Genomic DNA, 24,055 nt, shown 5'->3' on the forward strand with positions numbered 1-24,055 from the left:
AGAGACTCACTGCACACCACCGCGGGCACCGGCCATCAGCGCACCAATGGCGGTCGACAGTGTTTCACTGCGCTGCGGATGGCGGAAGGCTTCCAGAATCCGGCCCCGCATGCCCGGCAACGTCATCAGATCAGCCACCAGCGCCATAAAGGTCTCGGCACCGGCCTTTGCCAGCGACTCGAGGTAGGAATTAAGACGCGCCCCCTCAAGGTCATGCCAGCAGCGACTTCCGATGGCACTGAGCAGTTCCAGTGAGCTGGCGTGCGGATGTGCAAGAACAACGTCGAGTATCTGTTGGCGGTGATCAACACTGACACTCGCAGACATCGCCCGACAATAGGCCGCCAGAGTGGCAGCATCTGCATTGGAGCGCATGGCCTCAGCCAGACCATCACTAAGAGCGATCGTAAGGGCAACATCCGGGCTGGCATTTTCAAGGAAGCCTAAAATCACATTGCGGGGCACCTCAGGCATATGCGGCAAGGCAGACGCCAGCAGGTTGCTGTTATTTTCCTGATCAAGCCGCGCAACCACTTCAGCAAGCCCCTGCAGGCCTAGCTGTTGCCAGTTGTCCCAACCGGTATCTCCGCTCAGATACGCCCGGGCGGTGGTATAAAAACGGGTAGCAGGCTGGTTCAGCTCGCGCAGAGCCTGAGAATGAAAATAGGCCATCCGGTTGCCATCCGGTTTAAAACTGCACGGTGCCTCACCATGTTCTTTGTCCGGCGCGGCAATCACCTGCAGCCAGTGCTGCAGAAAAGCATCTCTCGGCCCCGGCTGCAGAATATTCTGTTCGTCTAAAGGCAGTTTCAGAAACCAGATATTGTGCTGGCCCGGCTCCTGCGGATTCCAGCTGAGAATGCCCACCCAGGCATGTCGCAGATAAGGTGAGTGATACGGGCGCGCGAGATTTTCAAAGGCTTCGAATTCAGCAACATCTATGGCAGAAATTCTGCGACCAAGATCAAACACCCGCATCTCGGCACCGGTACCTGCAACAAACTGACTGATCGACATCTCATCTTCCCCGCATACTGAATTCAGGGGCGCGATGTTATCAGGTTTTGCCCCCGCATTGGATTCGTTATCATGGTGCAGAACCTTAACGCAGGAAGTCTGACATGTTGTTTGTTGCCGCCATTATCGCCGCCGCTGTCCTCGGTGGTGCACTGACCGCTATGGTATTGACCAACCGCTGGAGATCGATCGTCGACGAAACCAGACGTGAACTGGAAAGTATGACGGCGACTTATCGCGAACACGAAGCGGAAAATCAACAGCTGAAACAGAAAGTTGCGGATCTTCAGTACGAAGCCAACAGCCTGAAAAAAGACCTCAACTACGAACGCAGCCGGCGTCAGGAAGACTGACGCCCACGCAATACCAGACTGACGGCGACCGCCACCAGGGTCGCCCCCGCAAGGAACATCAGCGCCGGACCCGGCTGCAGATACTGGCTGAACTCTTCTCCCAGCCAATACATCCCGAGAAGATAAACGCCTCCCCAGGCGGGTGAAGACAGAGCATTCGCCAGCCAGAACCGGGAAGCTGGCATGGCCAGTGCCCCGGCGGCTAACGGCACGACGGGTCGCAGCGGGCCGATAAAGCGTCCCAGCATAATGCTCCAGACACCGTAACGCAGAAAGAACGTCTCGCCTTCGGCCAGCACCCGAGGGTGTCTGCGGAAGTATGCCCAATGACGTACCCCCGGCCCGGCCTTCTGCCCGAGCCAGAAACTGACACCGTCACCGGCAAACGCGCCAACACTGCCTGCCAGAAACCATCCCCAGGCCGGCACCCCGGCATCAACCGCAACTAAGGTCAGTGCCAGCAGCATGGCGATCCCGGGCACCAGCAGACCAATTACGGCAAGCGACTCCAGCAAAGCCACCAAAAGCACGGCCAGCAGCAGACCCAGATTGCTGAGCTGTGAAAAATCCACCGGTTACCTCCTGTTCTGATTCATCTGTGACAAACTCCCATGATCCCGGTTCTGTCTCCGGTAAAGTTTGCGTCTGGCCGGATTAACCCGTTTAATACCAGACAACCCCGTCAGGAAGAAACCCGGGGATTACCGGATAAATCCGGAGTCTCCCTAAGAAGAATAATTATGAAGGCAGCATCTACCGACACATCCCGTATCAGTGTGAGTGCTCACTACACTGGCTACATCTGGTACAAACATGGTCTCTCCGCACGCGGCTTCGTGACGTCAGCCGGACGATTCGCCAATGCAACTCTGGCGCCGGTCAATGCACTGTTGCGCCTGCTTGCCGGTGCAGATATTGATATTTTTCTGCTACAGCGACATTCGGTGATCGACCACCAGGTGCAGGAGTTGATTGAAAAAGAAGGCGTGACTCAGATTGTCGAGCTGGCCTGTGGACTATCACCACGCGGCTACCGCCTGAAGAAAGCGTACCCACAGTTGCGCTATATCGAGGGGGACCTCCCTGGAATGGCCGCACGTAAGCGCTCACTGCTCCAGCAGGTTGGCATGTCGGAAGGACACGAAGTGCGCGAGTGTAACATTCTGAATGCTGATGGCCCGGAGTCTCTCGGAGCACTGCTGGCTGAACTCGATCCTGAACAGCCCACCCTGATTATCACCGAAGGGCTGGTCAATTATTTCGAACTGGATGAAATCCGCGAAGTCTGGTCACGCATGGCCAGCGGCCTGAAGGTATTTCCGAAAGGCTGGTATGTGACCGATCTCTACCCTGATTTCGCCGAGCATCCGTCGTACCGCTATGTGAAGTTCGCCCAGAAACTGGTGGGGCTGTTCACCCGCGGACAATGGCCGCTGCACTACCCTTCTGACAAAGCCATCCGGGAAGGTTTTCAGGGAGACGGCTTCAGCCAGGTCGAGGTCCTCGACCCGGCCAGTTTTTATGGCAAGCTAAGCCATCTGCCACAAGTGAAAATCCAGACCCTCGTCCGGATCATCAAGGCTGGCGTCAGTCGCTGAACGCCGCGAGCTGCAGGCTGGTGCGTTGCTGCTTCTGCAAACGTGCCAGCAAGCGCTTCTCCAGTGAAGCCGTTGTCTCTTCATGATTGCGGGTGACCGCAGCAACGCTGATTGACAGCTCTGCGAAGGGCTTCCACGACTGCTCCTGAATCTTGCGTTTCATACGCTCCATCAGAACGATCGCTCCTTCTTCACCGCAATTCGGCAACACCAGAATAATCAGGTCGTCGTCCATACGGAAAATATCGTCTTCCCCCCGGATCAACTGCCGGATGCGCCGCACGAAGCGTGGCAGAAACTGCAACACTGAACGGTTGCCGTGCAGATCAATCAACTGACGATAATCATCAAGCACGATACCGATCAGACTGACACTCTGACGGGTTGCTTCACCTCGGGCGATCTCCCGTTCGAGCAGGTGATAAAAGTGTTCGCGGTTATAGGCGCCAGACACCTGATCCGTCAATGCCAGGCGCTGCAGTGACGCACCTTTCAACAAGGTCAGATAGGAAAAACACCAGGCCGAGACCACCAGCAGTGAAAAGTTAGTGGTGTACCTGAGAGCAACCAGTACATCCTCATGCACCCAGAGTACAGCAGCCATTAATACAGCGACCGTCATGTTGCACCAGGTCGCGTGCATCATTGGCAGACAGAAGTAGGTAAACATCGGAATCGCGAAGAGGTAGTGCGTCATCAGTTCCGGATAATCCGGTAGCTGAAACAGCGCCAGCCCGACCAACAAGCCGACGAGCGGGTAATTCACCCAGAGAAAAGCGTCTCTGTCGCGATTGATATAAATGTATATCGCGCTGAACAGGAAAGCCGGTATCGAGACCGCATTGGACAGCACCAGCGAATACAGGCCCTGACGATACTGATCGTAAATCAACAGCAGGAGTGCGGCGGCCACCAGGGTGTAGACCATGGCCTGAAGTCGCGGTAACAGCTGCTCCTGCGGCAGTTCATTCATTCGCAGCACGGAGCGCTCCTTCTATTCGTTCGATAATCGCCGACACGTCATCTTCCGGGTGGTAACGCTCGTGATGAATCCGGATGTTGGCCACCCCTTCGTATCGGTTACTGCCGGTCAGGTCATCCATCAGATTCTCAGCCAGAATTTCACCATCGGCTTCGTCGCTATGGGGCATCAGCACCACAAAATGATCCGAGTGCAGGCGGTAGCAGGTATCAAAACGGCGCAGGCAACGCTTGAGTTTCTTACCCAGATAACTGAGACGGGCTTCATATTCTTCCGTTTTCAGCATATCCCAGGCCTGAGGTACCGCAACGGCCACCAGGTTCAACTCATCACTCTGGCGATCGGCACGGGTCATTTCTTTCGTCATATCCAGGCGCAGCTGATACTCGTTATAGACCTGAGTGACGGGGTCAGTGTTGACGATGGCACTGAGGTCACGATTATTGCGCTCGTTTATCAGAGCAAACATGACCGCGAAGGCGTAACAGGCACCGTAGGTAAACAGAATCTGCAGACGCAGGAAGCTGTCGAACTCGCTGAGAATCATCAGCACCATGGCCGTGCTGTACACCAGTGCAAGATAACTCGCGACATGAAAGGCAAACAGAAAATAGATATACCCCGGCACGAAGTACACCCAATGAACCACCTGCGCACTCTGCTGCATTCCGAACAGGGTAAACAAGGCCACTGATGTAATCAGAACCCATTCCGGCCAGGGAGACACTCTCTGCTTACCGCGCATCAGCAGCATCAGTGCATACAGCAGCAGTGTCAGTGAAAATCCGGCAGCCAGTGCTGCGAATATTGTGTGGGTTTCGACCAGGTCGATGACCGCAATCACACTCAGTGCCAGAGCAGCGAACAGGCAGTACAGCACTTTAACCTGCAGTACGACGAGGCTGTGAAACTGGGCTTTTTCCATGAAATAACAATCCTGTTGATGAACGGTCTTACGACCCTCGCTGAACAGTGTAGTAGTTCGTGTATACTATCGCACACTACGACCGTGCCATTCTGCGCACAGTCCCTCAGATTGAAGGAATTTCAGATGAACGTTGCTGAATATATGCAGACACTGGGTCAGCAGGCCCGCGCTGCTTCCCGCGCCATGGCCCGGGCGTCCACCAACGACAAAAACCGCGCGCTGCTGGCCATCGCCGATGAAATCACCCGCCAGCGTGACGCACTGCGCGCCGCAAACGCCGAAGATATGGAACGTGGCCGGACCAACGGTCTCGACGCTGCGCTGCTGGATCGCCTGGAGCTGACCGACGGTCGCATCGACACTATGATCGAAGGCCTGCAGCAGGTCGCTACCCTGCCTGATCCCGTCGGCGAAATTACCGATATGAAATATCGCCCGAGTGGCATCCAGATTGGCAAAATGCGCGTGCCACTCGGAGTGATTGGCATTATTTACGAGAGCCGCCCGAACGTCACGATTGAAGCCGCCAGCCTGTGTCTGAAATCAGGTAACGCAGCCATTCTGCGCGGCGGCTCCGAAGCCATTGCCTCTAACCGGGCACTCGCCGATTGCATCCGCACGGGTCTGCAGGCAGCCGGTCTGCCTGATGGTGCCGTTCAGGTTGTCGAAACCACCGACCGTGCTGCAGTTGGTAGTCTGATTACGATGCCCGAATACGTTGACGTCATCGTGCCTCGCGGAGGCAAAGGCCTGATTGAGCGCATCAGTGCTGAAGCCCGTGTGCCTGTTATCAAGCATCTGGACGGCATCTGTCACGTCTTTATCGATGCAGAAGCAGACCACACCAAAGCCATCAACATCGCGATCAATGCCAAAACGCACCGCTATGGCACCTGTAACACCATGGAAACCCTGCTGGTGCACGCCGCTGTGGCCGAAAAAATTCTGCCTGAACTGGCGACTGCGTACGGGCAACTGAACGTTGAGCTGCGCGGCTGCGAGAAAACCCGCGCTGTACTGAACGATATTATCGCGGCCACCGAGGAAGACTGGCACACCGAATACCTGGCGCCGGTCCTGTCTGTCAAAGTCGTCGCCGACATCGATGAAGCCATTGAGCACATTAATCATTACGGCTCTCATCACACCGACAGCATCATCACTGAAAACTATACCCTGGCCCGTCAGTTCCTGACTGAGGTCGACAGCTCGTCAGTGATGGTCAATGCCTCGACACGCTTTGCTGATGGCTTCGAATATGGTCTGGGTGCTGAGATCGGTATTTCTACCGATAAGATCCACGCCCGTGGCCCGGTCGGTCTCGATGGCCTGACATCTCAGAAATACGTCGTTCTTGGCAATGGCGAAATCCGCGAATAACGCGGTAGCGCTGCTGGGCGGGACATTCGATCCCGTCCACATCGGCCACCTGCGCATCGCCATCCGCCTTCGTGAGGCTGGGTTCGGACGGGTCATCATGATTCCGAACCGTACTCCACCGCACCGCGATCATCCCGGCGCCAGCGCTGAGCAGCGGTTGCAGATGCTGACCCTCGCGACAGAGAATCTGGAAGGCATTGAGGTCAGTGATATCGAACTGCAGCGCGAGCAGCTCAGCTACACCGCCGACACAGTGTCACTGCTGCGCCAGCAGTTGCCTGATACTCCCCTGACCTGGGTGATGGGTAACGATGCCTGGAATGGTCTGCCGCGCTGGCATCAGCCCGGGACCGTGCTCAACAACGTCAATTTGTTGGTCATTTCCCGCCCGGGAGAGTCTGCCAGTACAGCAGGCTGGCTGGGTACTCTGATCAGCGAACGACGCTGTGTTCCGTCAGACTTTCTGACGCTGAACCATGGCGGCATCTGCCATTTACAGTGGCCCGAACTGGATATCTCTGCGTCCGACTTGCGCGCGGCTATCAAGCGGGGCGACAATATCGCCTTTCTGACACCCCCTGAGGTGATCAGTTACATTGATCAACACCAACTATACCGATAGGACTGCATGCAAACCGAGCAAATTAAAGAGCTGGTCATCGACGCGCTTGACGATATGAAAGCGCAGAACATCACTGTTCTCGATGTCCGCGGCCGCACCTCAGTTACCGACTGGATGATCATCGCCAATGGTACATCCAGCCGCCACGTTAACGCCGTGGCGGGCAACGTCGAAGAGAAGGCCAAGCACGCCGGTCTGCGCCCTAACGGCACGGAAGGCCGGGCGGCTTCAGACTGGGTTCTTATTGACCTCATTGATGTTGTTGTCCACGTCATGACCGAGCAGGCGCGTCATTTCTATGATCTGGAGCGTCTCTGGGGCGAACCCGGGAATTCCGGACAGAAAGACGCATGAAGCTCCGGCTGCTTGCGGTCGGAAATAAGATGCCGGCGTGGGTAGAACAGGGCTACCAGGAATACGCACGCCGGATGCCAGCCGATTGCGCGCTGGAGCTGGTCGAACTCAGCCCGGGACACAGGGGCAAGAACGCCAGTATTGAAAAGGCCATGCAGCAGGAGGCAGAAGCCCTCCGCAAAGCGCTGCGGCCACAGGATCACGTCGTCGCACTCGCCGTCGAAGGCAAAGCCTGGTCCACGGAACAACTCTCGCGAGAGCTGGAAGGCTGGCGCATGCAGGGTGGCGATGTTGCCCTGTTGATTGGTGGCCCGGATGGTATGACGCCAGAGATTATGAAGCTCGCGCAGCAGCGCTGGTCACTGTCAAACCTCACACTGCCCCACCCTCTGGTCCGCGTACTGATGGCCGAACAACTCTACCGCGCCTGGACCATCCTCCAGGGCCACCCCTACCATAAGTAAGGGCACCGGCGCATGTGGGAACAGTCTTTCAGGGATAAATCATTTGAGCGCCGTCTGTTCCGCGCCCGAGCCATTGTTGCCGCGATCATCGTCCTGATCGCACTGGGGGGCCTGACCTGGCGCATGGTCTACCTGCAGGTCGAGCTGCACGAAAAATACAAAGACCTGTCAGACAATAACCGCGTACAGATTCGTCCGGTCGGCCCCAACCGCGGTCTTATCTATGATCGTAACGGCGTTCTGCTGGCAGAGAACATTCCCTATTACTCTCTGACCATAGTGCCGGAGCGCACCCGGGACCTCGAAGAGACGCTGCAGTTTCTCAATGATCTGGTCGGCGTCAGCGAGCGTGACCGCGAACAGTTTGAAAAGCGCCTGAGTTACCGCCGCCGTCCATTTGAGCCCGTGGTGCTCCGCCACAAACTCAGCGAAGAAGAAATCGCTGCAGTCGCAGTCAATCGTTATTACCTGCCCGGTGTCGACGTAGAAGCTCAGCTCGTACGTCACTACCCTCAGGGCAAAGCCTTCGCCCACGTCCTTGGGTACGTTGGCCGGATCAACCAGATGGATCAGGAAAAACTGGAGCAGGATGAAGAAAACAAACGACGCTACAGTGCAACCCAGTACATCGGAAAAACCGGCATTGAGCGGCGTTATGAACACCTGCTGCACGGCAACGTCGGCTATGAAAAAGTAGAAACGAATGCCCGTGGGCGTCTGCTGAGAACTCTGGAGCGTCAGAACCCGGAGCCAGGCACTGACCTGACTCTGCACCTCGACAGTCGCCTGCAGTTACTGGCCGCAGAGCTGATGGAAGGGCGTCGTGGCGCCGTCGTCGCCATCGAAGTGGAAACCGGCGGCATACTGGCTCACTTCAGCAATCCGTCGTTTGATCCTAACGCGTTCGTGACCGGCATTTCTTATGCTGACTACGGTCTGCTGAACAATGACCCCGACAAGCCGCTGATTGACCGGGCGGGTTACGGCACCTATCCACCGGCTTCCACGCTGAAACCTTTTATTGGTCTCGCCGCCCTGCAGGCAGGCGCCACGTCCTGGAATTACCGCATCAAAGATCCCGGCTGGTACCAGCTGGAAAACGATGAACGCTTCTATCGTGACTGGAAACGCGAAGGTCATGGTACGGTCGATCTGGAAGCCGCCGTGGTTGAATCCTGCGATACCTATTTCTACGATATTGCTGTACGCACCGGGATCGACCGCCTGACCCCCTTTCTGGGCAAATTTGGGTTTGGCCGCGATATGTCACTTGATGTCATCACAGCCACCTCCGGACTGCTGCCAGACAAAGAATGGAAACGGGCTTACCGTCGCAGCGCCTGGTATCCGGGCGATACGGTCAACCTCGGGATTGGCCAGGGCTTTATGCTGGTCACGCCATTGCAGATGGCAACGGCCACCGCCGTATTAGCTAACCGCGGTAAGTGGCAGGTGCCTCACCTGTTACTGGCTGAAAACGATGAGCCCATTGCCATAGAGCATGGCCCCATTGACGATATTCAACTGAATGACGAACGCAACTGGGATCGCATGTTCACCGCCATGGAGCACGTTATTACAGGACGGCACGGTACAGCACGCAGCCTGCTGAAGAATCTGCGTTTCCCGATTGCTGGCAAAACCGGCACCGCTCAGGTGGTCAGTATTCCCCAGGGGGAGAAATACGATTCCGAGGCCCTGAAAGAACGTCAGCGTGATCATGCCTGGTTCATGGGCTTCGGACCGGTCGAAAATCCTCAGATTGCGGTGGCTGTCCTGGTAGAAAATGGTGAGTCATCCGGGCGTACCGCTGCTCCGATTGCTCAGGCTCTTATCAACGAATATCTCGGAGGCGCAGAAGGCTGATGGCCAGTACCGATTTCAGTCGCACCGTATCAACGCCTTCGCACCACTACAGTTTCAGTGGCAGTGATGCTTTTTTTGCGCGTATCCATATTGATCTGATTCTGCTGCTGTTGATTCTGGCGCTGGCGGCCACGGGCCTGTTGATACTCTACAGCGGCAGCGGACAGGACTTCGGAATGGTACGTCGTCAGGCCATTCACTTCGGGATCGGTATCGTTCTGCTGATCATTACCGCCCAGATTCCTCCACGTCTGTTTCAGCTGATCGCACCCTGGGCCTGGGGTACGGGTGTTCTGCTATTGATCGGGGTATTGCTGTTCGGGGTGGGCGCCAAAGGGGCGCAGCGCTGGCTGGACCTTCCAGGCGCCTTGCCGCGTTTTCAGCCATCAGAACTGGTGAAACTGGCACTGCCTCTGACCGTCGCCTGGTTTATGGCAAAACGGCCGGTCCCGCCGCGCTTTAAAGATCTGCTTCAGGCGATGATCATTATCGTCGTGCCGACGGTTCTGATTCTCAAGCAGCCCGACCTGGGCACCTCCATTCTGATCAGCACATCGGGAATGCTGGTGCTGTTTTTTGCGGGTATGTCCTGGGCGCTGATCCTGTCGATGATCAGCATCGTTGCGGCGATGGCACCGGTGATGTGGTTTTTCGTTATGCACGATTATCAGAAACAACGGGTTCTGACCTTCCTGGACCCGGAATCTGACCCACTGGGCACCGGCTGGAACATTATTCAATCAAAAACTGCGATCGGTTCCGGAGGCATCCATGGCAAGGGCTATCTCATGGGATCACAGTCTCAGCTGGAGTTTCTGCCTGAGAGCCACACCGATTTTATTATCGCGGTACTCGCTGAAGAAACCGGACTGATTGGTGTCTGTCTGCTGCTCACGCTTTATGCCCTGATTATTCTGCGCTGCCTTTATATTTCGTCCCGTTGTGAAACCCTGTTCGGACGTTTATTGTCAGGTAGTATGTCGATTACATTCTTTATTTATGTTTTCGTGAACATCGGCATGGTCAGCGGTATTCTGCCCGTCGTCGGCGTTCCTCTTCCCCTGGTCAGCTATGGCGGGACCTCAGTGGTCAGCCTGCTGTTGGGCTTCGGACTTATTATGTCGATGTACACCCATCGACAGAGGAAATAAAAGGATAGTTTTATGCGTTTTTCATTCCTTACAGGCACCCTCCTCGCCAGCGTCATTTCGGTATCTCATGCTGGCTACGATACTCATCCCCGCTTTGCCGAGTTTGCTGCTGAAGTGGAAAAGGAATATCAGATTCCAGCGGCAGAAGTGAAAAAATGGCTGAGTCAGGCTGAGCGCATGGATTCGGTTCTTGAAGCCATTCAACGCCCTGCTGAAGGGGTTCTTAACTGGGACCGCTACCAGGATATATTTCTGACCCGCAAGCGGATCGAGGCTGGCAGAAATTTCCTTGAAACTCACAAGGACACGCTGGCCGATGCTGAGCAGAAATACGGTGTGCCGAAGGAAATCATCGGGGCCATTATCGGTGTCGAAACCTTTTACGGAACCCGTCAGGGTGGCTACCGCGTACTCGATTCTCTGTCGACGCTGGCATTTGATTATCCGAAACGTCCACTGTTCTGGCGCGAACTGAAAGCCATGTTTGCACTGGCCGAAGCGGAAGGTGTCGACCCGGGCACGATCAAAGGCTCTTACGCCGGTGCCATGGGTTACGGACAGTTTATTCCGACCAGCTACCTGGCCTATGCCGTAGACGGCGATGGTGACGGAAAACGCGACCTCTGGGGAAATCCTGTCGATGCGATTCACAGCGTAGCGAACTACTTCAGCGAACACGGCTGGCGTACCGGCGAGCCGGTCACGCAGCGGGTAACGGTCGCCGGGGATAACTACCAGGCGCTGGTTAATACAGGGCGTAAGCCGGATTCTACCGTCGGCGCACTGACGTCTGCAGGTGTGACCCTGTCAGTACCGTCCGCAGCTGAACGACCAGCCAACCTGATGATGCTCGAGGGCAAGCAAGGTGAAGAATACTGGTTGGGTGAATACAACTTCTACGTCATCACCCAGTACAACCACAGCAAGCTTTACGCGATGGCAGTCTACCAGCTGAGTGAGGCTCTGACTCAGTGAAATTTCTGATCTGTGCAGCGACCGCAGTATTTCTGCTCGGTGGCTGCAGCACGACCTCACGCTATCAGCACGCTGACGATTTCACTCCGGACGCAATCGCCGACCCAGGCAAGATTGTCGACGCGGTTCCTGTCTCTGAACCAAAGAGCCCTCTGGGTAATCCCAAACGCTATAAGGTCCGGGGCATCGAATATGAGGTCATGGACAACGCAGAAGGCTTCAGCGAAAACGGGATTGCCTCCTGGTATGGCATGAAGTTTCATGGGCACCGCACGTCCAATGGCGAGATATTTGATGTGTATCAGATGACCGCTGCCCATAAGCATCTGCCGCTTCCCAGTTACGTACGGGTCACCCGTCAGGACACAGGTGATTCTGTCGTCGTCAGAGTGAACGACCGCGGGCCATTCCACGAAGGCCGGGTGATCGATCTTTCATACGCAGCGGCCGTCAGACTGGGCATAGACAAAGCAGGAACGGCGCCCGTGCGGGTGGAAGTGATTGCCGCCCCACTGATGAATTCAGTCCACTGGTTGCAGATCGGTGCCGTCAGCACACCGGAATCCGCGCAGACACTGAGCACACGAGTTCAGGAAGCAACCTCTCATAAATGGCCAGTGATGGTTGCGGAAAAGCGTTCGGGTGATCGTACGCTACACAGGGTACGTCTGGGCCCCGTAAAAGACACCGATCTGGAATCAGCCATCGCCTCTCTGAAAAATGCAGGTTTTGACTCGCCTTTGCGGCTGTCGCAGCACCAGCTGGAAGACTGAACAGAAATCCCAGGCCCCAAAAAAGGCCATCAGAAAACCGATGGCCAATCAGGTACTCTTCATACGGTTTAAAAGCAGTAGCGGGTTACTCACCAGTGCCATGCTTTTTAATATCATTTTTCACTGCGATGTAGACCCCTACGAAAAACGCACAGGTCAGTCCAACGATTGCCAGGCCAGAAAATACCACTTCATCCATAAACATAATCATCACCTCTTGATGTCAGATGCAGGGAGTACTGCGTTACTGATTTCAATGTAGCAAGGTGCTGCAGGATGAAATTGATCTGTATCAAAAGAAAAACCGGGCAGAGCGAAGCCCGGTCCCGGTCTTGATGTGCATCAACTTTGAAGGCAGGAAAGTCAGACTCTGCACTGCTGATGCGTTAACGAGCACTATTATTGATCACACTATCAATAATTGCACCAGCGTAAAGCACAATCAGGCAGTGATCATCTGCCCCCGATAACGTCTTCCAGAATCCCCCCGAACTCTGTCAGCGTCGTCGATCAGTAATTCACAACCCCGGTATACCCGACGGGTTTCTTCAAACTGAGGCTGAACTGCAGGCTCCTGTGTTGGCAGAAAATCCTCCACAATCCCAAGCAATTCAGCGCTCACACCGCTCTGCACCAGTAGACGAAGGTCCTTTTCGAGTGTGGGCGAATCGAAGTGAATTTCACAACCGGCTTCGTCCTTCGCCAGTTTTTTTATCTGTCGGAGCAAAGCAATACTGCGTCGATTGAACTCAACCATATCTCCCCCTGATATAATTATCAGTGGGAGTTCTGCAAGGCCTGTACCATATCGTCGTGATGTTGGCTGCGCATCAGAACCGCCGCAAAATTTTCAAAACGACTGGCCACAGATTCCCAGGACATTGTTTCAGCCTGAGCCCGGGCATCGAGTCCCATCAGCGTTGTATCCAGTCTGAGCGCTGCAACAAGGGCATGACTGAAGTCGCGACTCTCAAGCCCCCCTGCCAGTACACCATCCACGCCCTGTCGCACGCATTCTGCGGCTGCCGCTAATGGGTAAGCAACCACCGGAAGGCCACTGGCCATCGCCTCCAGTGTCACCAGACCGAAGGTCTCTGTCTTGCTCGGCATCAGAAAAATATCGGCCGATGCAAAGCATTGCGACAGCGCCTCGCCGGTCTGAACGCCCATAAATATCGCATCAGGAAATTCGGTTTCCAGCACGTCACGCTGCGGCCCATCGCCCACCACAACCATACGGATCTTACGTCCCTGCCGGCGTAACTCATCGGCGGCTTCCATAGCGACACGAATATTTTTTTCGGCGGCCAGGCGACCAACGTACAGAGCCACCTGCTCCCCTGGCTGACACTGCCATTGCTGACGCAACTGCGCAGACCGGTGAGCAGGGTTAAAGGTATGGCAGTCCACCCCATGCGGAAGACAACTCACATTGGTAATACCTGCCTCCTGAAGCTCGCGCACCATCACCCGTGAGGGCACCAGTGTCATGGCTGTGCGATTATGAAAACGCCGCATCCAGGCCATGACTGTACTTTTAATCCAGCTCAGGCCGTAATAACCGCTGTAGTGATGAAAATTCGTATGAAATGCGCTGACGACAGGAATCCCCATCGTCCGGGCAACAGCCACAGCAGACGCACCCATCAAGCCCTCGGTCGCCACATAAACAATATCGGGCCGGTCCTGCTCCCAGAACCTGCGGATTTTTCTGTACGCCGGGAGTCCCAGCTGAAGTTCAGGGTATTGAGGGATAGTCACCCCACGCAGACGCAGTTCGTGCCCCTGTGCCGGATACTCCGTGCGCGGGGTCGTGCGGACAAGACTGGTGCGGAACGCTTCAGGTGATAAATGAGAAATAAGGCGCTGCAGAGAGTTAGCAACGCCATTAACTTCAGGTAGGTACGTTTCTGTTACAACGCACAGGTGCTGAACTGTCATAAATAATCCGACGGACTGCTTTGTTAAGCTGAAGTGTGCCGTGTTATCAATGACAGTTTCATTAAGGCACCCGCTTTTCCCGGGCGCCAGCCGACGTTATGCTTCTGCTTCTTCACCCAGTTTTGACAGGCGGTAACGCAGTTGGCGAGGGGTCAGACCCAGCACCTTCGCAGCCATCGTTTTATTGCCGTTGCACTTATCAATGGCAGCGTAAATATCACCCAGTTCGTCTTCCTGAACCCGCTGATATGGACGTGCATAAAGCGTTTTAAAATTCGGCACGACCTGAGTCGCGAGAATATTTGCGATCTGTGCACCGATAAAATGGATCAGAGTCACATCCACGGATGCTGGTGTGCAACCACGCAGATCAAGAACCATCACCGCCAGTACTGACTGACGAAGAGTCAGTGGCACCAGCAGGCAGCGGGGAGCGCCTGTCAGCTTATCCAGCTGCGGATCAAAACGTTCCGGACGCTCGCTGTTTTCCTGAATGACCAGCCACTCACGGCTTTCAAACTGACGACACAGAGCGTGCTGCACTGCGAAGCTGTAAACACCGTTGGTGATTCCGGTTGAACAGTACTGCGCCTTGAAGCGGCTTGGAGAATCGGGAATGGCAACAGAGATATTGCTCAGTCCGGTGAGCTCGGTCGCCAGAGTCAGCATCTGCTGAATGCAGTCTTCATCGTGGTAACGGGTTTCGAGAATGTGCGCCAGGCCATCCATCCAGGCAAATGGGGATGAATCGCTGGAAGCGTTCTTACGGTAATCCTGAATATCTGCGATCTTGTACATAGGCTGCTCCTCCTGAATGCATATGCTGTCGCAAAACCCGTACCAGCTTTAAAAATAGTTTTAAATACCTCTGGTACAGCCCCGTCTGCCTCACCGACACACATGAACTCAAAGCTTTCGAAACAGCGGAAACAGGCTAACCCATTGTCGATGAAAGCTTTTTTTCATCTATATGACAGTTTGCTTATTTTGCAGAGAATTTCGGTGGAAAATCAGACGGCTCAGTGGATCATAAAAGTGCGCCCCATAACAAGGCACTTTTAGAGAACGCAGCTCCCAAAGAGTGCAGGTATTACCTGACGGGCGTCAGGCAATTTCCGGGTCGTCGTCAGGCAGGTATTCTTTTTTCAACCAGCGGGAAAAACCGCGTACGGCATCCTGCGCGGTAAAAATGCCAGCCAGGCGGTCGCGCTTCATAATCAGAACGGCATCAAGATCATCATCAAGCATCCGATCCAGCACAACATCAGCGCGGGTGTGCAGGTCAAAACGCATCAGATCACGCTGACACATATCTCCTGCGGTCAGCTCACTGACGTCACTGAGGGCGTGACCGGGCTGACGGGCTAATTCCAGATCGGTTCTGGAAAGCAGTCCGACCACCTCATGATGATTCATCACAGGGAGGTGGTGACAATGGTGTTTTTCCATTTGTCTGGACGCATCCGCCAGGCTGGTTTCTTCATCAACATGCACAGGAAATGCAGTCATCAGTTCTGTCAGAGTAGGCATATGTCGCATAACGACTCCTCAGACGCCCATGCGCCCCAGTGTATCTATTAGCTGACGTAACGTAGCCGACAGCGCAGGGTGCTCCTGATCAAAGCGGATCGCCTGCTCCTGAATCAGATCAGACAGATCGGACGTATCGTCTGCATCGATATCCAGTGAATCAATATCGCCGGCGATGCGGCTGAGCAGTTCGCGGCTTTCGTCGTCCAGTTCAGGGCCTGATGATAAGGCCTGATGAAGCTGTTCGAGTTGTGCTTTAAGCTGAGTATCTGGCATATCTCTCTCCTTAGCATCCCCTGTTGCAGAGGAACCATAGTAAACAGTCAGAGTAAGAAAAAACGGGATCGTTTCACTCTCTGCGCCTGATCAGTCTAGCGCAGTGAGAGAAACGGTTACCAACACAGATCAGTAAAGCGCGTGAAAACAGTAGCCCATGCCATGATTTCTGGCGAGAAGCTCCAGTCCGGGGTGCAGTGCGTTATCACCGATGTGCAGCAACGTCAGTGACGACAACTCAAGGCCGACGAGCTGTGGCAGGCTCAGCAACAGGGTATGCATCATCATCGTATGGCTGCTTGAGAGTGGCAGCCAGGTGCGGTGGGTTCCGGCGAGACTCCGCAGAAAATCGACCAGGCGGTCGACATTGGACTCTAACGGCTCTTTAGGGTTGATATAAAAAAGATGTAACGGCTGATCAGCCGCAGCTTTCTGCCGGTCGAGCACGTGCCAGGCAAACGGCATTGCCTCGGCAATCAGTTCCTGCAACTGAGGGGTATACCCTACCAGTCCGGAGCGGCCTGACTGCGCCGGGAGGTTGGTCAGAAACACCTGCTTACCGGATTGTCCGGTCAGGGCGACAGGTACCAGGTGTCCGGTACTCAGGGAATACTCTTGGTCGAGATCGACTGCGGCCATCATTCTGTCCCTCGGTTCGGGAATTGAACGCCCCATCCTTAAGCGGCGTCGCTTCATGCGGCTCTCTGTCGGTGCACGGGTCGCTACCAATGGACATCAGAGACGCATACAGAGGTATAGACAAGTATTGTGCCAGTCGCTCCCTATCAGGACGGACACTGACGACATTACCCTGAAATTCCCGGAATCAGGCGCAGTCTGTCAGATATTTCAGATATCCAGAACGCGGATCAGTACTTCTTTAATAATGAACCCCATCATTCCGACCCCAAGACCGATCAGAAGGATCATAGTGCCGAATTTTCCTGCACCAGAACGGCGCCCCAGATCAAAAATGATGAAAAACATAAACGCGATGAGTACGAACACACCGATGTACATACCCACTTCTTCAAAATTCGCTAGGTTCATAGCTCAAACCGGACAATAAAAGAACGAAGGCGCTATGGTACTGAAACTGCTTCTGCAGGGACAGCCAGGCCTCAGGAAACGGCGCTTTTTTTTGTGGGTGGTTTTTGAGTATCATTACCGGCCAACTCACCTCACACCAGAAAAATAACATTGAGGATATTGTCATGCGTATGATCGCGGCCATGCTGGCCTTATTCAGCATTTCGCTCACCGCATATGGAAAGGAGCTTCCGCAGAAGACTTTCTGTGTGTTCGATCCCGTCGGCGCTAACGGCCCTGTCTTTATGCGTATGCAGGATTACAAGACCGCGGCACTCGCCTGGGGCGTCGAGGCCGAAATGAAGGCCTACACCAACGAGGCTGTCGCCATCGCCGACTTTCAGTCGGGCGTCTGCGACGCAGCGCTGGTCACTGGCACCCGGGTACGCCCTTTCAATGTATTTACCGGTAGCCTGGAAGCCGTCGGCGGCCTTACCAGCTATCAGCAGTTACGCGAACTGATCTCAATGCTGGCACGCCCGCAGGCAGCCAAGTACATGGCCGATGGCCGCTATGAGGTGTCAGGCATCATGCCCGGCGGTTCGGTATATGTCTTCGTCCGGGACCGCGCTATCAACTCCGTGGAAACCGCTGCCGGACGTAAAGTCGCTACACTGGACTATGACCTGGCATCCAAAAAAGTCGTTGAGCACATCGGCGCCACTATGGTTCCGGCCACAGTTGCTACGTTTGCTCCCCGCTTCAATAACGGCGATGTCGACATTGCTTACGCACCGGCGGTCGCCTACGAGCCTTTTGAAATGTACAAAGGTCTCGGCGAACAGGGCGGCATCTACCGTTTCTCGTTCGCGCAGATGAACTTTCAGCTGATTAACTACCGCGACCAGTTTCCTGCAGGATTCGGCCAGAAGAGCCGCGAGTATGTTGCCAGCGAGTTCGACAAAGGCATGGATCACATCCGTACCGCTGAGCAGGGCATTCCTGAGAACTACTGGATAGACCTGCCGGATGAGCAGGAGCTGGAGTATCTGGACATGCTGGCAGGTATTCGCGACGAGCTTGCGTCAGAAGGAGTCTACGACACCCAGATGATGAAGCTGATGAAGAAGCTGCGTTGTCGCTCCAACCCGATGCACCACGAGTGCGCCTCTGACCTTCTCTTCTGAGCCATGCCCGCCGACTTTGATATCACAATCATTGGCGGCGGTGTTATCGGGCTGGCCTGTGCCCGCGCACTGGCCAGCGACGCGAGTGTGCTGCTGGTCGAACAGCATGCTTTATTCGGCAGCGAAACCAGCTCCCGCAACAGTGAAGTAATACACGCGGGGCTCTACTACCCCAGCGGTTCTCTGAAGGAGCGTCTGTGCATTCACGGCCGTGAAGCCCTCTACAGGTACTGCGACACCGCGGATATTCCCCACAGAAAGACCGGAAAGCTGATTGTGGCGCCCTACCGGCACCATCCGGAACTGGCGCGTCTGCAAACGAAAGGGGCTGCACTGGGCATCCCACTGCAGCGCCTTGATGCGACCTCCATTCGTGAGCTTGAGCCTCTTGTCGAGGCGCAGGAAGCACTCTATTCGCCAGAGACCGGGATCATCGACAGCCACCTTTATATGCAACGACTGGCTCAGGATGCTGAGCGTCTGGGTGGCGTTCTGATGAAACAGACTGGCTTCGTCTCTGCCCATCCTGAAGAAAGTCACTGGCGGCTGTCACTGAACACCGACGATGGCCTCTGCAATATCACCAGCAAAAAGATTATCAACGCCGCAGGTCTGCACAGCCACAGGGTCGCCCTTGCCTGTGGAACGCCTTCAGGACAGCTACCTCCCCTGTATTTCTGCCGCGGTCACTACTTCAGTTATCAGGCCAAAGCGCCGTTTCAGCACCTGATCTACCCACTGCCGGAGAAAAATCTGGCGGGCCTGGGCATACATGCAACACTCGATCTGGGTGGTCAGGTCCGGTTTGGCCCCGATACGGAATACCTTAATACGACAGAAGCAGACTACTCCGTATCACCGGCACTCAGAGACCAGTTCGCGAGTGCTGTCAGATCGTACTTTCCTGCACTTGATGCTGAGCAGCTGCAACCCGCCTATGCAGGCATCCGCCCCAAGCTTTCCGGGCCTGGCGAGGCTTCCGCCGATTTTGCACTGATCGTCGATGAACGTGACGGCATCCCTCCCCTGCTGCACCTGCTGGGGATAGAAAGCCCAGGCCTGACAAGCTCTCTGGCCCTGGCAGATGAGGTTCGTCAGCGCCTGATTACAATGTAATCAACTTTTTTGTAACAGACTGTGCAGGCAAATTACAAAGGGACTACACTGTAATGAATTGAAGTCAGGCGCGGACTGATAAGTTTTACAATTGTTCACTATAAAACGCAGTCCGGATACTGGCGGTAAGGGATTAACTGCTAATCTGAAAGTACGTTCAGAAAACGAGAAAGAATAAAGGGCGAACCATGACTCAAGCGATGCGACTCACAGCAGAATCAGATCACGACTTCAGTACCATCCTGTCCGATCGTGCAATGATTCCGGTCACCTGTGATCACTGTGAAAAAGATACCGACGTAAGCCTCGAAACACTCAAGAGTACGAGTACCGTAATGTGTGAACATTGCTACCACGTACGTCCCTTTTCCAATGCCGAACTGCAGGTTCTGACTACGGTTCTGCAACGCGTTGGATATCGCGTAACGGCATAACCAGCGCTCCGACAGCGGCATACGGGTGCCATGAATCCGGCGTGAGCGGCAATAATCGTCACCACGCCCGTTCACCCCGGATGAATTTTCTCAGATAAATCAATAACTTGAGAGATTGGCACAGAGCCTGCAATCCTACTGATAACCAGGAGAATTGCTATGCTGCTGAACGCTCTGACCAACTATCTGCAGAATCAGCCCGCGACCACCGACGCTGCAGCGGGGGCCGCGCAGGCGCCATCCGCCGCTGACCCCGTCAAAGAAAGAGACCCTGCCGCAGACAGCGGTCCGTCACTCTACGAAGTGTCAGACCGGGCTGTGATGGTCAGCGCCGTGGCGGCCGATTTTGATGTGACTGCGCTGAAAGCCGGAGAACTGGGCTCATTCCAGTCCAGGTTGCAGGAGTTCGGACTGCTTCAGGGGGCAGGGCTCAATGCCCTCGGCATGGTCCACACGGCGCGGGCCGGTCTCAGCGACTCAGATACCATTAACGCTATGGCACTGATAGACGATGCCCGCAGCACCGCGGTCAGCGAAGGTGCGAGTTATACAAGGAAGCAGCAGATCAGTCAGCTGCACACCCTCTTCAGCAATCTCGCATCAGCACGTCCTCACTGACCGCACTGGCATGGTACACTGGCGTCTCTGTTCTTACTGGAGACATTTATGCGCCACGCTGTACTGGCCTTCCTTCTGCTTCCCCTTACTCAGGCTCACGCCATCACCAATATTGAAGAAAAACGCCGCGACCAGGACGCCGATGGCTGGCTTAATTCCGTTGCCGCAGGCTTTGATGCTGAGTCAGGTAATACGAAAAAACGACTCTGGAATGTCGGCCTGAATACCAGCTGGCAGAATCAGGATCACCGTGTGTTCGGATGGTATACCCGGACCTATGAGTCGATTAACGATGAACGCGCCAGTGATGACACCTTCGCGCATCTCCGTTATGTGCGCCATCACCGTGAATTCTTCGGTCAGGAAGCTTTCCTGCAGTACGAGCGCGATCCCTTCGCTTCCCTGCAGTACCGTTTTCTTGCCGGTGCTGGTGTCCGCCTGCAGAAACGCTGGGAAAGCGGCACTCTGGTGCGCCAGGGCGTCGGTTTTTTCCATGAGCAGGTAAAAGAAGATGGGGGAGATGGCAGCTACACCAATCAGCTGACGCGCCTGAACCTCTACACCCACGGAGAAACTGCGCTGGGCTACAGCGATCTGCTCGCGACCGTCTACCTACAGCCGTCTGTAGACGATACGGACGATGTCCGCGCGCTCGCGCGTTTCACTCTGCGCATTCCTGTCAGCAAACAGACAGATCTGCGCTGGCAGTGGCAGAGCCGCTGGGACAGCATGCCTCCGGAAGGCGCTGAGCACCACAACCATCAGACTCAGCTGGCGGTCAGCATTCGCTTCTGATTACGCCGGAAAAACGGCGTCGGTCCACTCTTTCAGCCAGAAAAGTGCGTCCACTTCCGGTGTCCGGGTTTCTGTTGCATCAATAGTGACCCGCGGCACCGGCGCCCGCCCCTGTAACTCACAGAAACGCTCTTCCATCAGCGCGCCACCCTGACAGAAAGTACGGTCATGTGAGCTGTCGCCCAGACTGATGACACCAAAGGGGCGGCCATTCTGCAATGGCGACTGCGACTTAAGATCATCATAGAAAGGCACCAGATTACCGGGAAGCGCTCCCTTGCCGGTGGTTGACGTCACGATCAGCACGGCATCCCAGGCGCCATCGTTCAGCGCGGTAACGGACGCATCACTGTCAACCACGGCCTCATGGCCATCTTTTACCAGTTGTGCTGCGCACGCCTGCGCTACGGCCGTCGCAGTACCTCTGACGGAACCCACCGGTATATATACTTTTGCCATAACCCCTCCGAGAAAGGTGCGCAGTATACCAGCTGCGCGCAGATTCGCTGGAAGGTGCTTAACTTATAGACACAAAGCAGCACTGCAGGCGGTTGATATTGCTATGACCAGTTCGACATTCGGACGCATTGAAATCTGGATAAACCGTACCCTGATGCGGGTAGTGCCCACCTGGTATGCCGCGCAGATCATACGCACCATTCCTATGCCCGCGTTTGGTGTAATCAACCCTGCTGACGTCAATGCCGGGCAATGGCTTAACCTGAGAGCCCATCTCCTTCATGCTGCAAACCACCTTGAGGCTTCGCCCGGTGCCTGGAATGTTCTGGCAAAGGACCTGAAACGCCTGCTGAGTCTGAAAGAGCTGCAACGCCATGTGAGCCTCAACCGCCTGAACGGCATCAGTGGAATGACAGAAAAAGAGGGCGAATACGCCTCATTGCGCGACTGGGTGCTGGCACAATCTGACCTTGGAGAACCAGAATCGGCGGATGAGTTCGATCAGGCCGTTCATGCCTTCAATACCAGTGATGCTGGTGCACTCCCACTGATCTACCGGGAATGGGACGGGCGCATGTACAGTACCGCTCGCGCCAGACTCCCTGAAATCGGGTCTCTCTATCGCTATGCCATGACCCACGGACGCGATATCAGTGCCCGCTGCGCTCTGACACTGGAAACGGTTAACCCCAAAGTGCTCGAGCACATCCGCGGTAACTACTGGTGGTTTATCATGCACAGAAAGAGCGCCATTCAGGTCGCGAGCCTGCTGGAGGACTGTGGTTTCCCGGCAATTTCTGTTACCGCTCTGCCCGGTCGCCCCGATATGGCTTATCTGTTTACCACCAAAGTAAACCGTAAGCTGAACCGGGTCGTACTCAATCTAATGACCCATCACGCCAGCAGTGGCCTGACGGAATTCGGACGCTACCTGAGCCGTCACAGGTACAGCTTCCGCAACGGCTGATACATACTGTTACAATCTGATCTGGCGTTAAATGCCCTGTTTATTGTAACGTTGTGGCGGTATCTAACACGCTTCTGGTATTCTGGTGACATTTTATGACTGTCACCTGTAGCCGCAGTCTGCGATTCAGCGATTGCTCCACATAACAATAAACTGGACAACCAATGATTAGAGGCACCTGGAGTCTTACCGATCCGCTCGTACCGGTGAACATCCCGGCGACTATGCTTAAGGTCGGCGAAGAAAAAGGCGTCAGCAGAGAAGATCTGCTGAAGAACACGGGCATCAATGCAGATGTTCTCAGTGATCCGTCTGCGCGTCTGACCTATCAGCAGCTGTTGTTTCTGGCAGAAAACCTGATTCGCCATTACCCGGACGACAGTGTCGGACTTGATCTTGGTGCAGCCATCAATATCAATCAGTTCGGCATGCTGGGCTACGCCGTACTGAGTTGTGCCGATCTGCGCAGCGCGCTTGAACTGGGAATCAAATACCATACTCTGGTCGATCCGGCGTTTACCTTTGAAGTCGTCAATATGGGCGATAAGTCAGCGGTACGTCTGACCAGCCATATCCCCTTCGAGCATATCTATCGCATGATCTGCGATGTGTTCGTGGCTGCTTTCTCGACGCTGGCGCGCTTCCTGACCGGCAAATACGAAGCACAACCCATTGAAGTTCACCTGAATCATCCGGAACCGGCCTACGCCGAGCGTTACCGCGAATACTTCGACTGCCCGATTCTGTTCGATCAGCCACGCACCGAATTCGTGGTTGAGAACGAAGTTCTGGATTTCAAACTGGTCATGGCTGACCGGGCAACCGCAGCAATGGCAGAAAGCCAGTGCGAAGAGATTCTCGCCCGCATGGGGCCAAAAGAAGGCATCATCGCTAAGGTCCGCAGAATTCTGCTCAGCAACCCCGGCCACTTCCCCCCTGTCGACGATGTTGCCAGTCAGCTGGCGACCTCAACCCGGACTCTGAGCCGGAGCCTGCAGGACGTGGGCACGTCTTACCAGCGGATTCTGGATGAAGTGCGTAAGGAAATGGCCATCGAATACCTGCGCAACTCCAATCTGCCAATTGAAGAAATTGCGGCCCTCGTCGGCTACAGCGACCCGTCCAATTTCCGCAAAGCCTTCCGCCGCTGGACACAGAACGCCCCTTCGTACTACCGCGACGAGAAATAATCTCCTGCCATTATTCTGTGGCACCCAGCGGGTGCCACAGTCGCCTCTGG

General features: G+C 55.1%; 30 protein-coding genes. 16 read left to right on the top strand and 14 right to left on the bottom strand.

The genetic code is table 11. The features are described 5' to 3' along the window. Window positions 1–6 precede the first annotated feature (6 nt). Window positions 7–1,017: a DUF3549 family protein gene (locus tag Q1L85_RS10585; RefSeq protein WP_300424212.1), complete on the bottom strand. Its 1,011-nt coding sequence runs from the start codon at window positions 1,015–1,017 to the stop codon at window positions 7–9. Between the two features lie 104 nt (window positions 1,018–1,121). Here Q1L85_RS10585 and Q1L85_RS10590 point away from each other — a divergent pair, with 104 nt between their 5' ends. Beyond that, the gene (locus tag Q1L85_RS10590) at window positions 1,122–1,370 is read left to right on the top strand and encodes a hypothetical protein (RefSeq protein ID WP_300424213.1); all 249 of its coding nucleotides are present in this window, start codon (window positions 1,122–1,124) and stop codon (window positions 1,368–1,370) included. On the opposite strand, the gene Q1L85_RS10595 is transcribed toward Q1L85_RS10590, so the two are convergent. Beyond that, window positions 1,358–1,942 (bottom strand): DedA family protein, encoded by a 585-nt coding sequence (locus Q1L85_RS10595; RefSeq protein ID WP_300424214.1) that lies wholly within the window; start codon window positions 1,940–1,942, stop codon window positions 1,358–1,360. The genes Q1L85_RS10590 and Q1L85_RS10595 overlap by 13 nt on opposite strands. Before the next feature lie 168 nt (window positions 1,943–2,110). Between Q1L85_RS10595 and Q1L85_RS10600 the strand changes: the two genes are divergently transcribed. After that, entirely contained in the window at window positions 2,111–2,968 is an 858-nt protein-coding gene (locus Q1L85_RS10600) for a class I SAM-dependent methyltransferase (protein WP_300424215.1), read from the top strand. Here Q1L85_RS10600 and Q1L85_RS10605 read toward each other — a convergent pair. Both Q1L85_RS10605 and Q1L85_RS10610 read right to left on the bottom strand, forming a co-directional pair. Beyond that, the gene (locus tag Q1L85_RS10605; RefSeq protein ID WP_300424356.1) at window positions 2,958–3,941 is read right to left on the bottom strand and encodes a diguanylate cyclase domain-containing protein; all 984 of its coding nucleotides are present in this window, start codon (window positions 3,939–3,941) and stop codon (window positions 2,958–2,960) included. The two genes, Q1L85_RS10600 and Q1L85_RS10605, sit on opposite strands and share 11 nt — an antisense overlap. Then, on the bottom strand, window positions 3,934–4,875 hold the full coding sequence (locus tag Q1L85_RS10610) for a diguanylate cyclase domain-containing protein (RefSeq protein ID WP_300424217.1): 942 nt from the start codon (window positions 4,873–4,875) through the stop codon (window positions 3,934–3,936). Before Q1L85_RS10610 ends, Q1L85_RS10605 begins: the two co-directional genes overlap by 8 nt. Before the next feature lie 126 nt (window positions 4,876–5,001). Here Q1L85_RS10610 and Q1L85_RS10615 point away from each other — a divergent pair, with 126 nt between their 5' ends. Genes Q1L85_RS10615 through Q1L85_RS10650 form a run of 8 tightly spaced genes read left to right on the top strand, consistent with a single transcriptional unit; the run spans window position 5,002 to window position 12,463 of the window. Further along, window positions 5,002–6,258, top strand: coding sequence for a glutamate-5-semialdehyde dehydrogenase (locus tag Q1L85_RS10615; protein ID WP_300424219.1), 1,257 nt, complete (start codon window positions 5,002–5,004; stop codon window positions 6,256–6,258). Then, window positions 6,239–6,880 (top strand): nicotinate-nucleotide adenylyltransferase, encoded by a 642-nt coding sequence (gene nadD, locus Q1L85_RS10620; protein ID WP_300424220.1) that lies wholly within the window; start codon window positions 6,239–6,241, stop codon window positions 6,878–6,880. Before Q1L85_RS10615 ends, nadD begins: the two co-directional genes overlap by 20 nt. 6 nt (window positions 6,881–6,886) lie before the next feature. Beyond that, window positions 6,887–7,234: a ribosome silencing factor gene (gene rsfS / locus Q1L85_RS10625; protein ID WP_300424222.1), complete on the top strand. Its 348-nt coding sequence runs from the start codon at window positions 6,887–6,889 to the stop codon at window positions 7,232–7,234. Continuing rightward, window positions 7,231–7,698, top strand: coding sequence for a 23S rRNA (pseudouridine(1915)-N(3))-methyltransferase RlmH (rlmH, locus tag Q1L85_RS10630; RefSeq protein ID WP_300424224.1), 468 nt, complete (start codon window positions 7,231–7,233; stop codon window positions 7,696–7,698). The genes rsfS and rlmH overlap by 4 nt, the downstream gene beginning before the upstream one ends. A 12-nt stretch (window positions 7,699–7,710) precedes the next feature. Further along, the gene (gene mrdA / locus Q1L85_RS10635) at window positions 7,711–9,564 is read left to right on the top strand and encodes a penicillin-binding protein 2 (protein WP_300424226.1); all 1,854 of its coding nucleotides are present in this window, start codon (window positions 7,711–7,713) and stop codon (window positions 9,562–9,564) included. Next, the gene (gene rodA, locus Q1L85_RS10640; RefSeq protein WP_300424228.1) at window positions 9,564–10,715 is read left to right on the top strand and encodes a rod shape-determining protein RodA; all 1,152 of its coding nucleotides are present in this window, start codon (window positions 9,564–9,566) and stop codon (window positions 10,713–10,715) included. Before mrdA ends, rodA begins: the two co-directional genes overlap by 1 nt. A gap of 12 nt (window positions 10,716–10,727) precedes the next feature. Next, a complete protein-coding gene (mltB, locus tag Q1L85_RS10645) occupies window positions 10,728–11,690 on the top strand; it encodes a lytic murein transglycosylase B (protein ID WP_300424230.1) in 963 nt (320 codons plus the stop codon). Further along, window positions 11,687–12,463 carry a septal ring lytic transglycosylase RlpA family protein gene (locus Q1L85_RS10650; RefSeq protein WP_300433100.1) on the top strand — a complete coding sequence of 259 codons (777 nt, stop codon included), beginning with the start codon at window positions 11,687–11,689 and terminating at the stop codon, window positions 12,461–12,463. The genes mltB and Q1L85_RS10650 overlap by 4 nt, the downstream gene beginning before the upstream one ends. Window positions 12,464–12,548: 85 nt before the next feature. Here Q1L85_RS10650 and ccoM read toward each other — a convergent pair whose 3' ends face one another. From ccoM to Q1L85_RS10690, 8 genes are all read right to left on the bottom strand, one after another. Beyond that, window positions 12,549–12,668 carry a cytochrome c oxidase subunit CcoM gene (gene ccoM, locus Q1L85_RS10655; protein WP_300424234.1) on the bottom strand — a complete coding sequence of 40 codons (120 nt, stop codon included), beginning with the start codon at window positions 12,666–12,668 and terminating at the stop codon, window positions 12,549–12,551. Between the two features lie 237 nt (window positions 12,669–12,905). After that, a complete protein-coding gene (locus tag Q1L85_RS10660) occupies window positions 12,906–13,220 on the bottom strand; it encodes a hypothetical protein (RefSeq protein WP_300424235.1) in 315 nt (104 codons plus the stop codon). Between the two features lie 20 nt (window positions 13,221–13,240). Then, window positions 13,241–14,404 (bottom strand): glycosyltransferase family 1 protein, encoded by a 1,164-nt coding sequence (locus Q1L85_RS10665; RefSeq protein ID WP_300424237.1) that lies wholly within the window; start codon window positions 14,402–14,404, stop codon window positions 13,241–13,243. 96 nt (window positions 14,405–14,500) lie between these two features. Beyond that, window positions 14,501–15,202: a GAF domain-containing protein gene (locus tag Q1L85_RS10670; RefSeq protein ID WP_300424239.1), complete on the bottom strand. Its 702-nt coding sequence runs from the start codon at window positions 15,200–15,202 to the stop codon at window positions 14,501–14,503. Window positions 15,203–15,508: 306 nt separating this feature from the next. Continuing rightward, complete coding sequence (locus Q1L85_RS10675) at window positions 15,509–15,943, bottom strand: CBS domain-containing protein (protein ID WP_300424241.1); 435 nt, start codon at window positions 15,941–15,943, stop codon at window positions 15,509–15,511. Window positions 15,944–15,952: 9 nt separating this feature from the next. Then, window positions 15,953–16,210 carry a DUF4404 family protein gene (locus Q1L85_RS10680; protein ID WP_300424243.1) on the bottom strand — a complete coding sequence of 86 codons (258 nt, stop codon included), beginning with the start codon at window positions 16,208–16,210 and terminating at the stop codon, window positions 15,953–15,955. Between the two features lie 129 nt (window positions 16,211–16,339). After that, window positions 16,340–16,852: a hypothetical protein gene (locus Q1L85_RS10685; protein WP_300424244.1), complete on the bottom strand. Its 513-nt coding sequence runs from the start codon at window positions 16,850–16,852 to the stop codon at window positions 16,340–16,342. Window positions 16,853–17,059: 207 nt separating this feature from the next. Continuing rightward, complete coding sequence (locus Q1L85_RS10690) at window positions 17,060–17,260, bottom strand: DUF2788 domain-containing protein (protein WP_300424246.1); 201 nt, start codon at window positions 17,258–17,260, stop codon at window positions 17,060–17,062. 164 nt (window positions 17,261–17,424) lie between these two features. On the opposite strand from Q1L85_RS10690, the gene Q1L85_RS10695 reads away from it, so the two are divergent. Beyond that, on the top strand, window positions 17,425–18,426 hold the full coding sequence (locus Q1L85_RS10695; protein ID WP_300424248.1) for a putative solute-binding protein: 1,002 nt from the start codon (window positions 17,425–17,427) through the stop codon (window positions 18,424–18,426). 3 nt (window positions 18,427–18,429) lie between these two features. Continuing rightward, complete coding sequence (locus Q1L85_RS10700; protein WP_300424250.1) at window positions 18,430–19,542, top strand: NAD(P)/FAD-dependent oxidoreductase; 1,113 nt, start codon at window positions 18,430–18,432, stop codon at window positions 19,540–19,542. A 218-nt stretch (window positions 19,543–19,760) separates the two neighbouring features. Here Q1L85_RS10700 and Q1L85_RS10705 read toward each other — a convergent pair whose 3' ends face one another. Next, window positions 19,761–20,051: a hypothetical protein gene (locus Q1L85_RS10705; RefSeq protein ID WP_300424252.1), complete on the bottom strand. Its 291-nt coding sequence runs from the start codon at window positions 20,049–20,051 to the stop codon at window positions 19,761–19,763. An 84-nt stretch (window positions 20,052–20,135) separates the two neighbouring features. Between Q1L85_RS10705 and Q1L85_RS10710 the strand changes: the two genes are divergently transcribed. Next, window positions 20,136–20,594, top strand: a complete 459-nt coding sequence (locus Q1L85_RS10710) for a hypothetical protein (protein ID WP_300424253.1) — start codon at window positions 20,136–20,138, stop codon at window positions 20,592–20,594. A 48-nt stretch (window positions 20,595–20,642) separates the two neighbouring features. After that, on the top strand, window positions 20,643–21,389 hold the full coding sequence (locus tag Q1L85_RS10715) for a YdiY family protein (RefSeq protein WP_300424255.1): 747 nt from the start codon (window positions 20,643–20,645) through the stop codon (window positions 21,387–21,389). Here the strand turns inward: Q1L85_RS10715 and Q1L85_RS10720 are convergent, their stop codons facing one another. Further along, window positions 21,390–21,848, bottom strand: a complete 459-nt coding sequence (locus tag Q1L85_RS10720; protein WP_300424257.1) for a flavodoxin domain-containing protein — start codon at window positions 21,846–21,848, stop codon at window positions 21,390–21,392. Window positions 21,849–21,951: 103 nt separating this feature from the next. On the opposite strand from Q1L85_RS10720, the gene Q1L85_RS10725 reads away from it, so the two are divergent. After that, window positions 21,952–22,815, top strand: coding sequence for a hypothetical protein (locus Q1L85_RS10725; RefSeq protein WP_300424259.1), 864 nt, complete (start codon window positions 21,952–21,954; stop codon window positions 22,813–22,815). 164 nt (window positions 22,816–22,979) lie between these two features. Beyond that, window positions 22,980–24,005, top strand: coding sequence for an AraC family transcriptional regulator (locus Q1L85_RS10730; protein ID WP_300424260.1), 1,026 nt, complete (start codon window positions 22,980–22,982; stop codon window positions 24,003–24,005). Window positions 24,006–24,055: the final 50 nt, after the last annotated feature.

Origin of the sequence: uncultured Thalassolituus sp. (genome assembly GCF_950066645.1) — a bacterium.
GTDB lineage: Bacteria > Pseudomonadota > Gammaproteobacteria > Pseudomonadales > Oceanobacteraceae > Thalassolituus.

Excerpts from the sequence above, each read along its gene's own strand:
- Q1L85_RS10585 (WP_300424212.1), bottom strand. The coding sequence starts at position 1,017 with ATGTCGATCAGTCAGTTTGTTGCAGGTACCGGTGCCGAGATGCGGGTG.
- Q1L85_RS10590 (WP_300424213.1), top strand. The coding sequence starts at position 1,122 with ATGTTGTTTGTTGCCGCCATTATCGCCGCCGCTGTCCTCGGTGGTGCA.
- Q1L85_RS10600 (WP_300424215.1), top strand. The coding sequence starts at position 2,111 with ATGAAGGCAGCATCTACCGACACATCCCGTATCAGTGTGAGTGCTCAC.
- Q1L85_RS10605 (WP_300424356.1), bottom strand. The coding sequence starts at position 3,941 with ATGAATGAACTGCCGCAGGAGCAGCTGTTACCGCGACTTCAGGCCATG.
- Q1L85_RS10610 (WP_300424217.1), bottom strand. The coding sequence starts at position 4,875 with ATGGAAAAAGCCCAGTTTCACAGCCTCGTCGTACTGCAGGTTAAAGTG.
- Q1L85_RS10615 (WP_300424219.1), top strand. The coding sequence starts at position 5,002 with ATGAACGTTGCTGAATATATGCAGACACTGGGTCAGCAGGCCCGCGCT.
- nadD (WP_300424220.1), top strand. The coding sequence starts at position 6,239 with ATGGCGAAATCCGCGAATAACGCGGTAGCGCTGCTGGGCGGGACATTC.
- rsfS (WP_300424222.1), top strand. The coding sequence starts at position 6,887 with ATGCAAACCGAGCAAATTAAAGAGCTGGTCATCGACGCGCTTGACGAT.
- rlmH (WP_300424224.1), top strand. The coding sequence starts at position 7,231 with ATGAAGCTCCGGCTGCTTGCGGTCGGAAATAAGATGCCGGCGTGGGTA.
- mrdA (WP_300424226.1), top strand. The coding sequence starts at position 7,711 with ATGTGGGAACAGTCTTTCAGGGATAAATCATTTGAGCGCCGTCTGTTC.
- rodA (WP_300424228.1), top strand. The coding sequence starts at position 9,564 with ATGGCCAGTACCGATTTCAGTCGCACCGTATCAACGCCTTCGCACCAC.
- mltB (WP_300424230.1), top strand. The coding sequence starts at position 10,728 with ATGCGTTTTTCATTCCTTACAGGCACCCTCCTCGCCAGCGTCATTTCG.
- ccoM (WP_300424234.1), bottom strand. The coding sequence starts at position 12,668 with ATGTTTATGGATGAAGTGGTATTTTCTGGCCTGGCAATCGTTGGACTG.
- Q1L85_RS10660 (WP_300424235.1), bottom strand. The coding sequence starts at position 13,220 with ATGGTTGAGTTCAATCGACGCAGTATTGCTTTGCTCCGACAGATAAAA.
- Q1L85_RS10665 (WP_300424237.1), bottom strand. The coding sequence starts at position 14,404 with ATGACAGTTCAGCACCTGTGCGTTGTAACAGAAACGTACCTACCTGAA.
- Q1L85_RS10670 (WP_300424239.1), bottom strand. The coding sequence starts at position 15,202 with ATGTACAAGATCGCAGATATTCAGGATTACCGTAAGAACGCTTCCAGC.
- Q1L85_RS10675 (WP_300424241.1), bottom strand. The coding sequence starts at position 15,943 with ATGCGACATATGCCTACTCTGACAGAACTGATGACTGCATTTCCTGTG.
- Q1L85_RS10680 (WP_300424243.1), bottom strand. The coding sequence starts at position 16,210 with ATGCCAGATACTCAGCTTAAAGCACAACTCGAACAGCTTCATCAGGCC.
- Q1L85_RS10685 (WP_300424244.1), bottom strand. The coding sequence starts at position 16,852 with ATGATGGCCGCAGTCGATCTCGACCAAGAGTATTCCCTGAGTACCGGA.
- Q1L85_RS10690 (WP_300424246.1), bottom strand. The coding sequence starts at position 17,260 with ATGAACCTAGCGAATTTTGAAGAAGTGGGTATGTACATCGGTGTGTTC.
- Q1L85_RS10695 (WP_300424248.1), top strand. The coding sequence starts at position 17,425 with ATGCGTATGATCGCGGCCATGCTGGCCTTATTCAGCATTTCGCTCACC.
- Q1L85_RS10700 (WP_300424250.1), top strand. The coding sequence starts at position 18,430 with ATGCCCGCCGACTTTGATATCACAATCATTGGCGGCGGTGTTATCGGG.
- Q1L85_RS10710 (WP_300424253.1), top strand. The coding sequence starts at position 20,136 with ATGCTGCTGAACGCTCTGACCAACTATCTGCAGAATCAGCCCGCGACC.
- Q1L85_RS10715 (WP_300424255.1), top strand. The coding sequence starts at position 20,643 with ATGCGCCACGCTGTACTGGCCTTCCTTCTGCTTCCCCTTACTCAGGCT.
- Q1L85_RS10720 (WP_300424257.1), bottom strand. The coding sequence starts at position 21,848 with ATGGCAAAAGTATATATACCGGTGGGTTCCGTCAGAGGTACTGCGACG.
- Q1L85_RS10725 (WP_300424259.1), top strand. The coding sequence starts at position 21,952 with ATGACCAGTTCGACATTCGGACGCATTGAAATCTGGATAAACCGTACC.
- Q1L85_RS10730 (WP_300424260.1), top strand. The coding sequence starts at position 22,980 with ATGATTAGAGGCACCTGGAGTCTTACCGATCCGCTCGTACCGGTGAAC.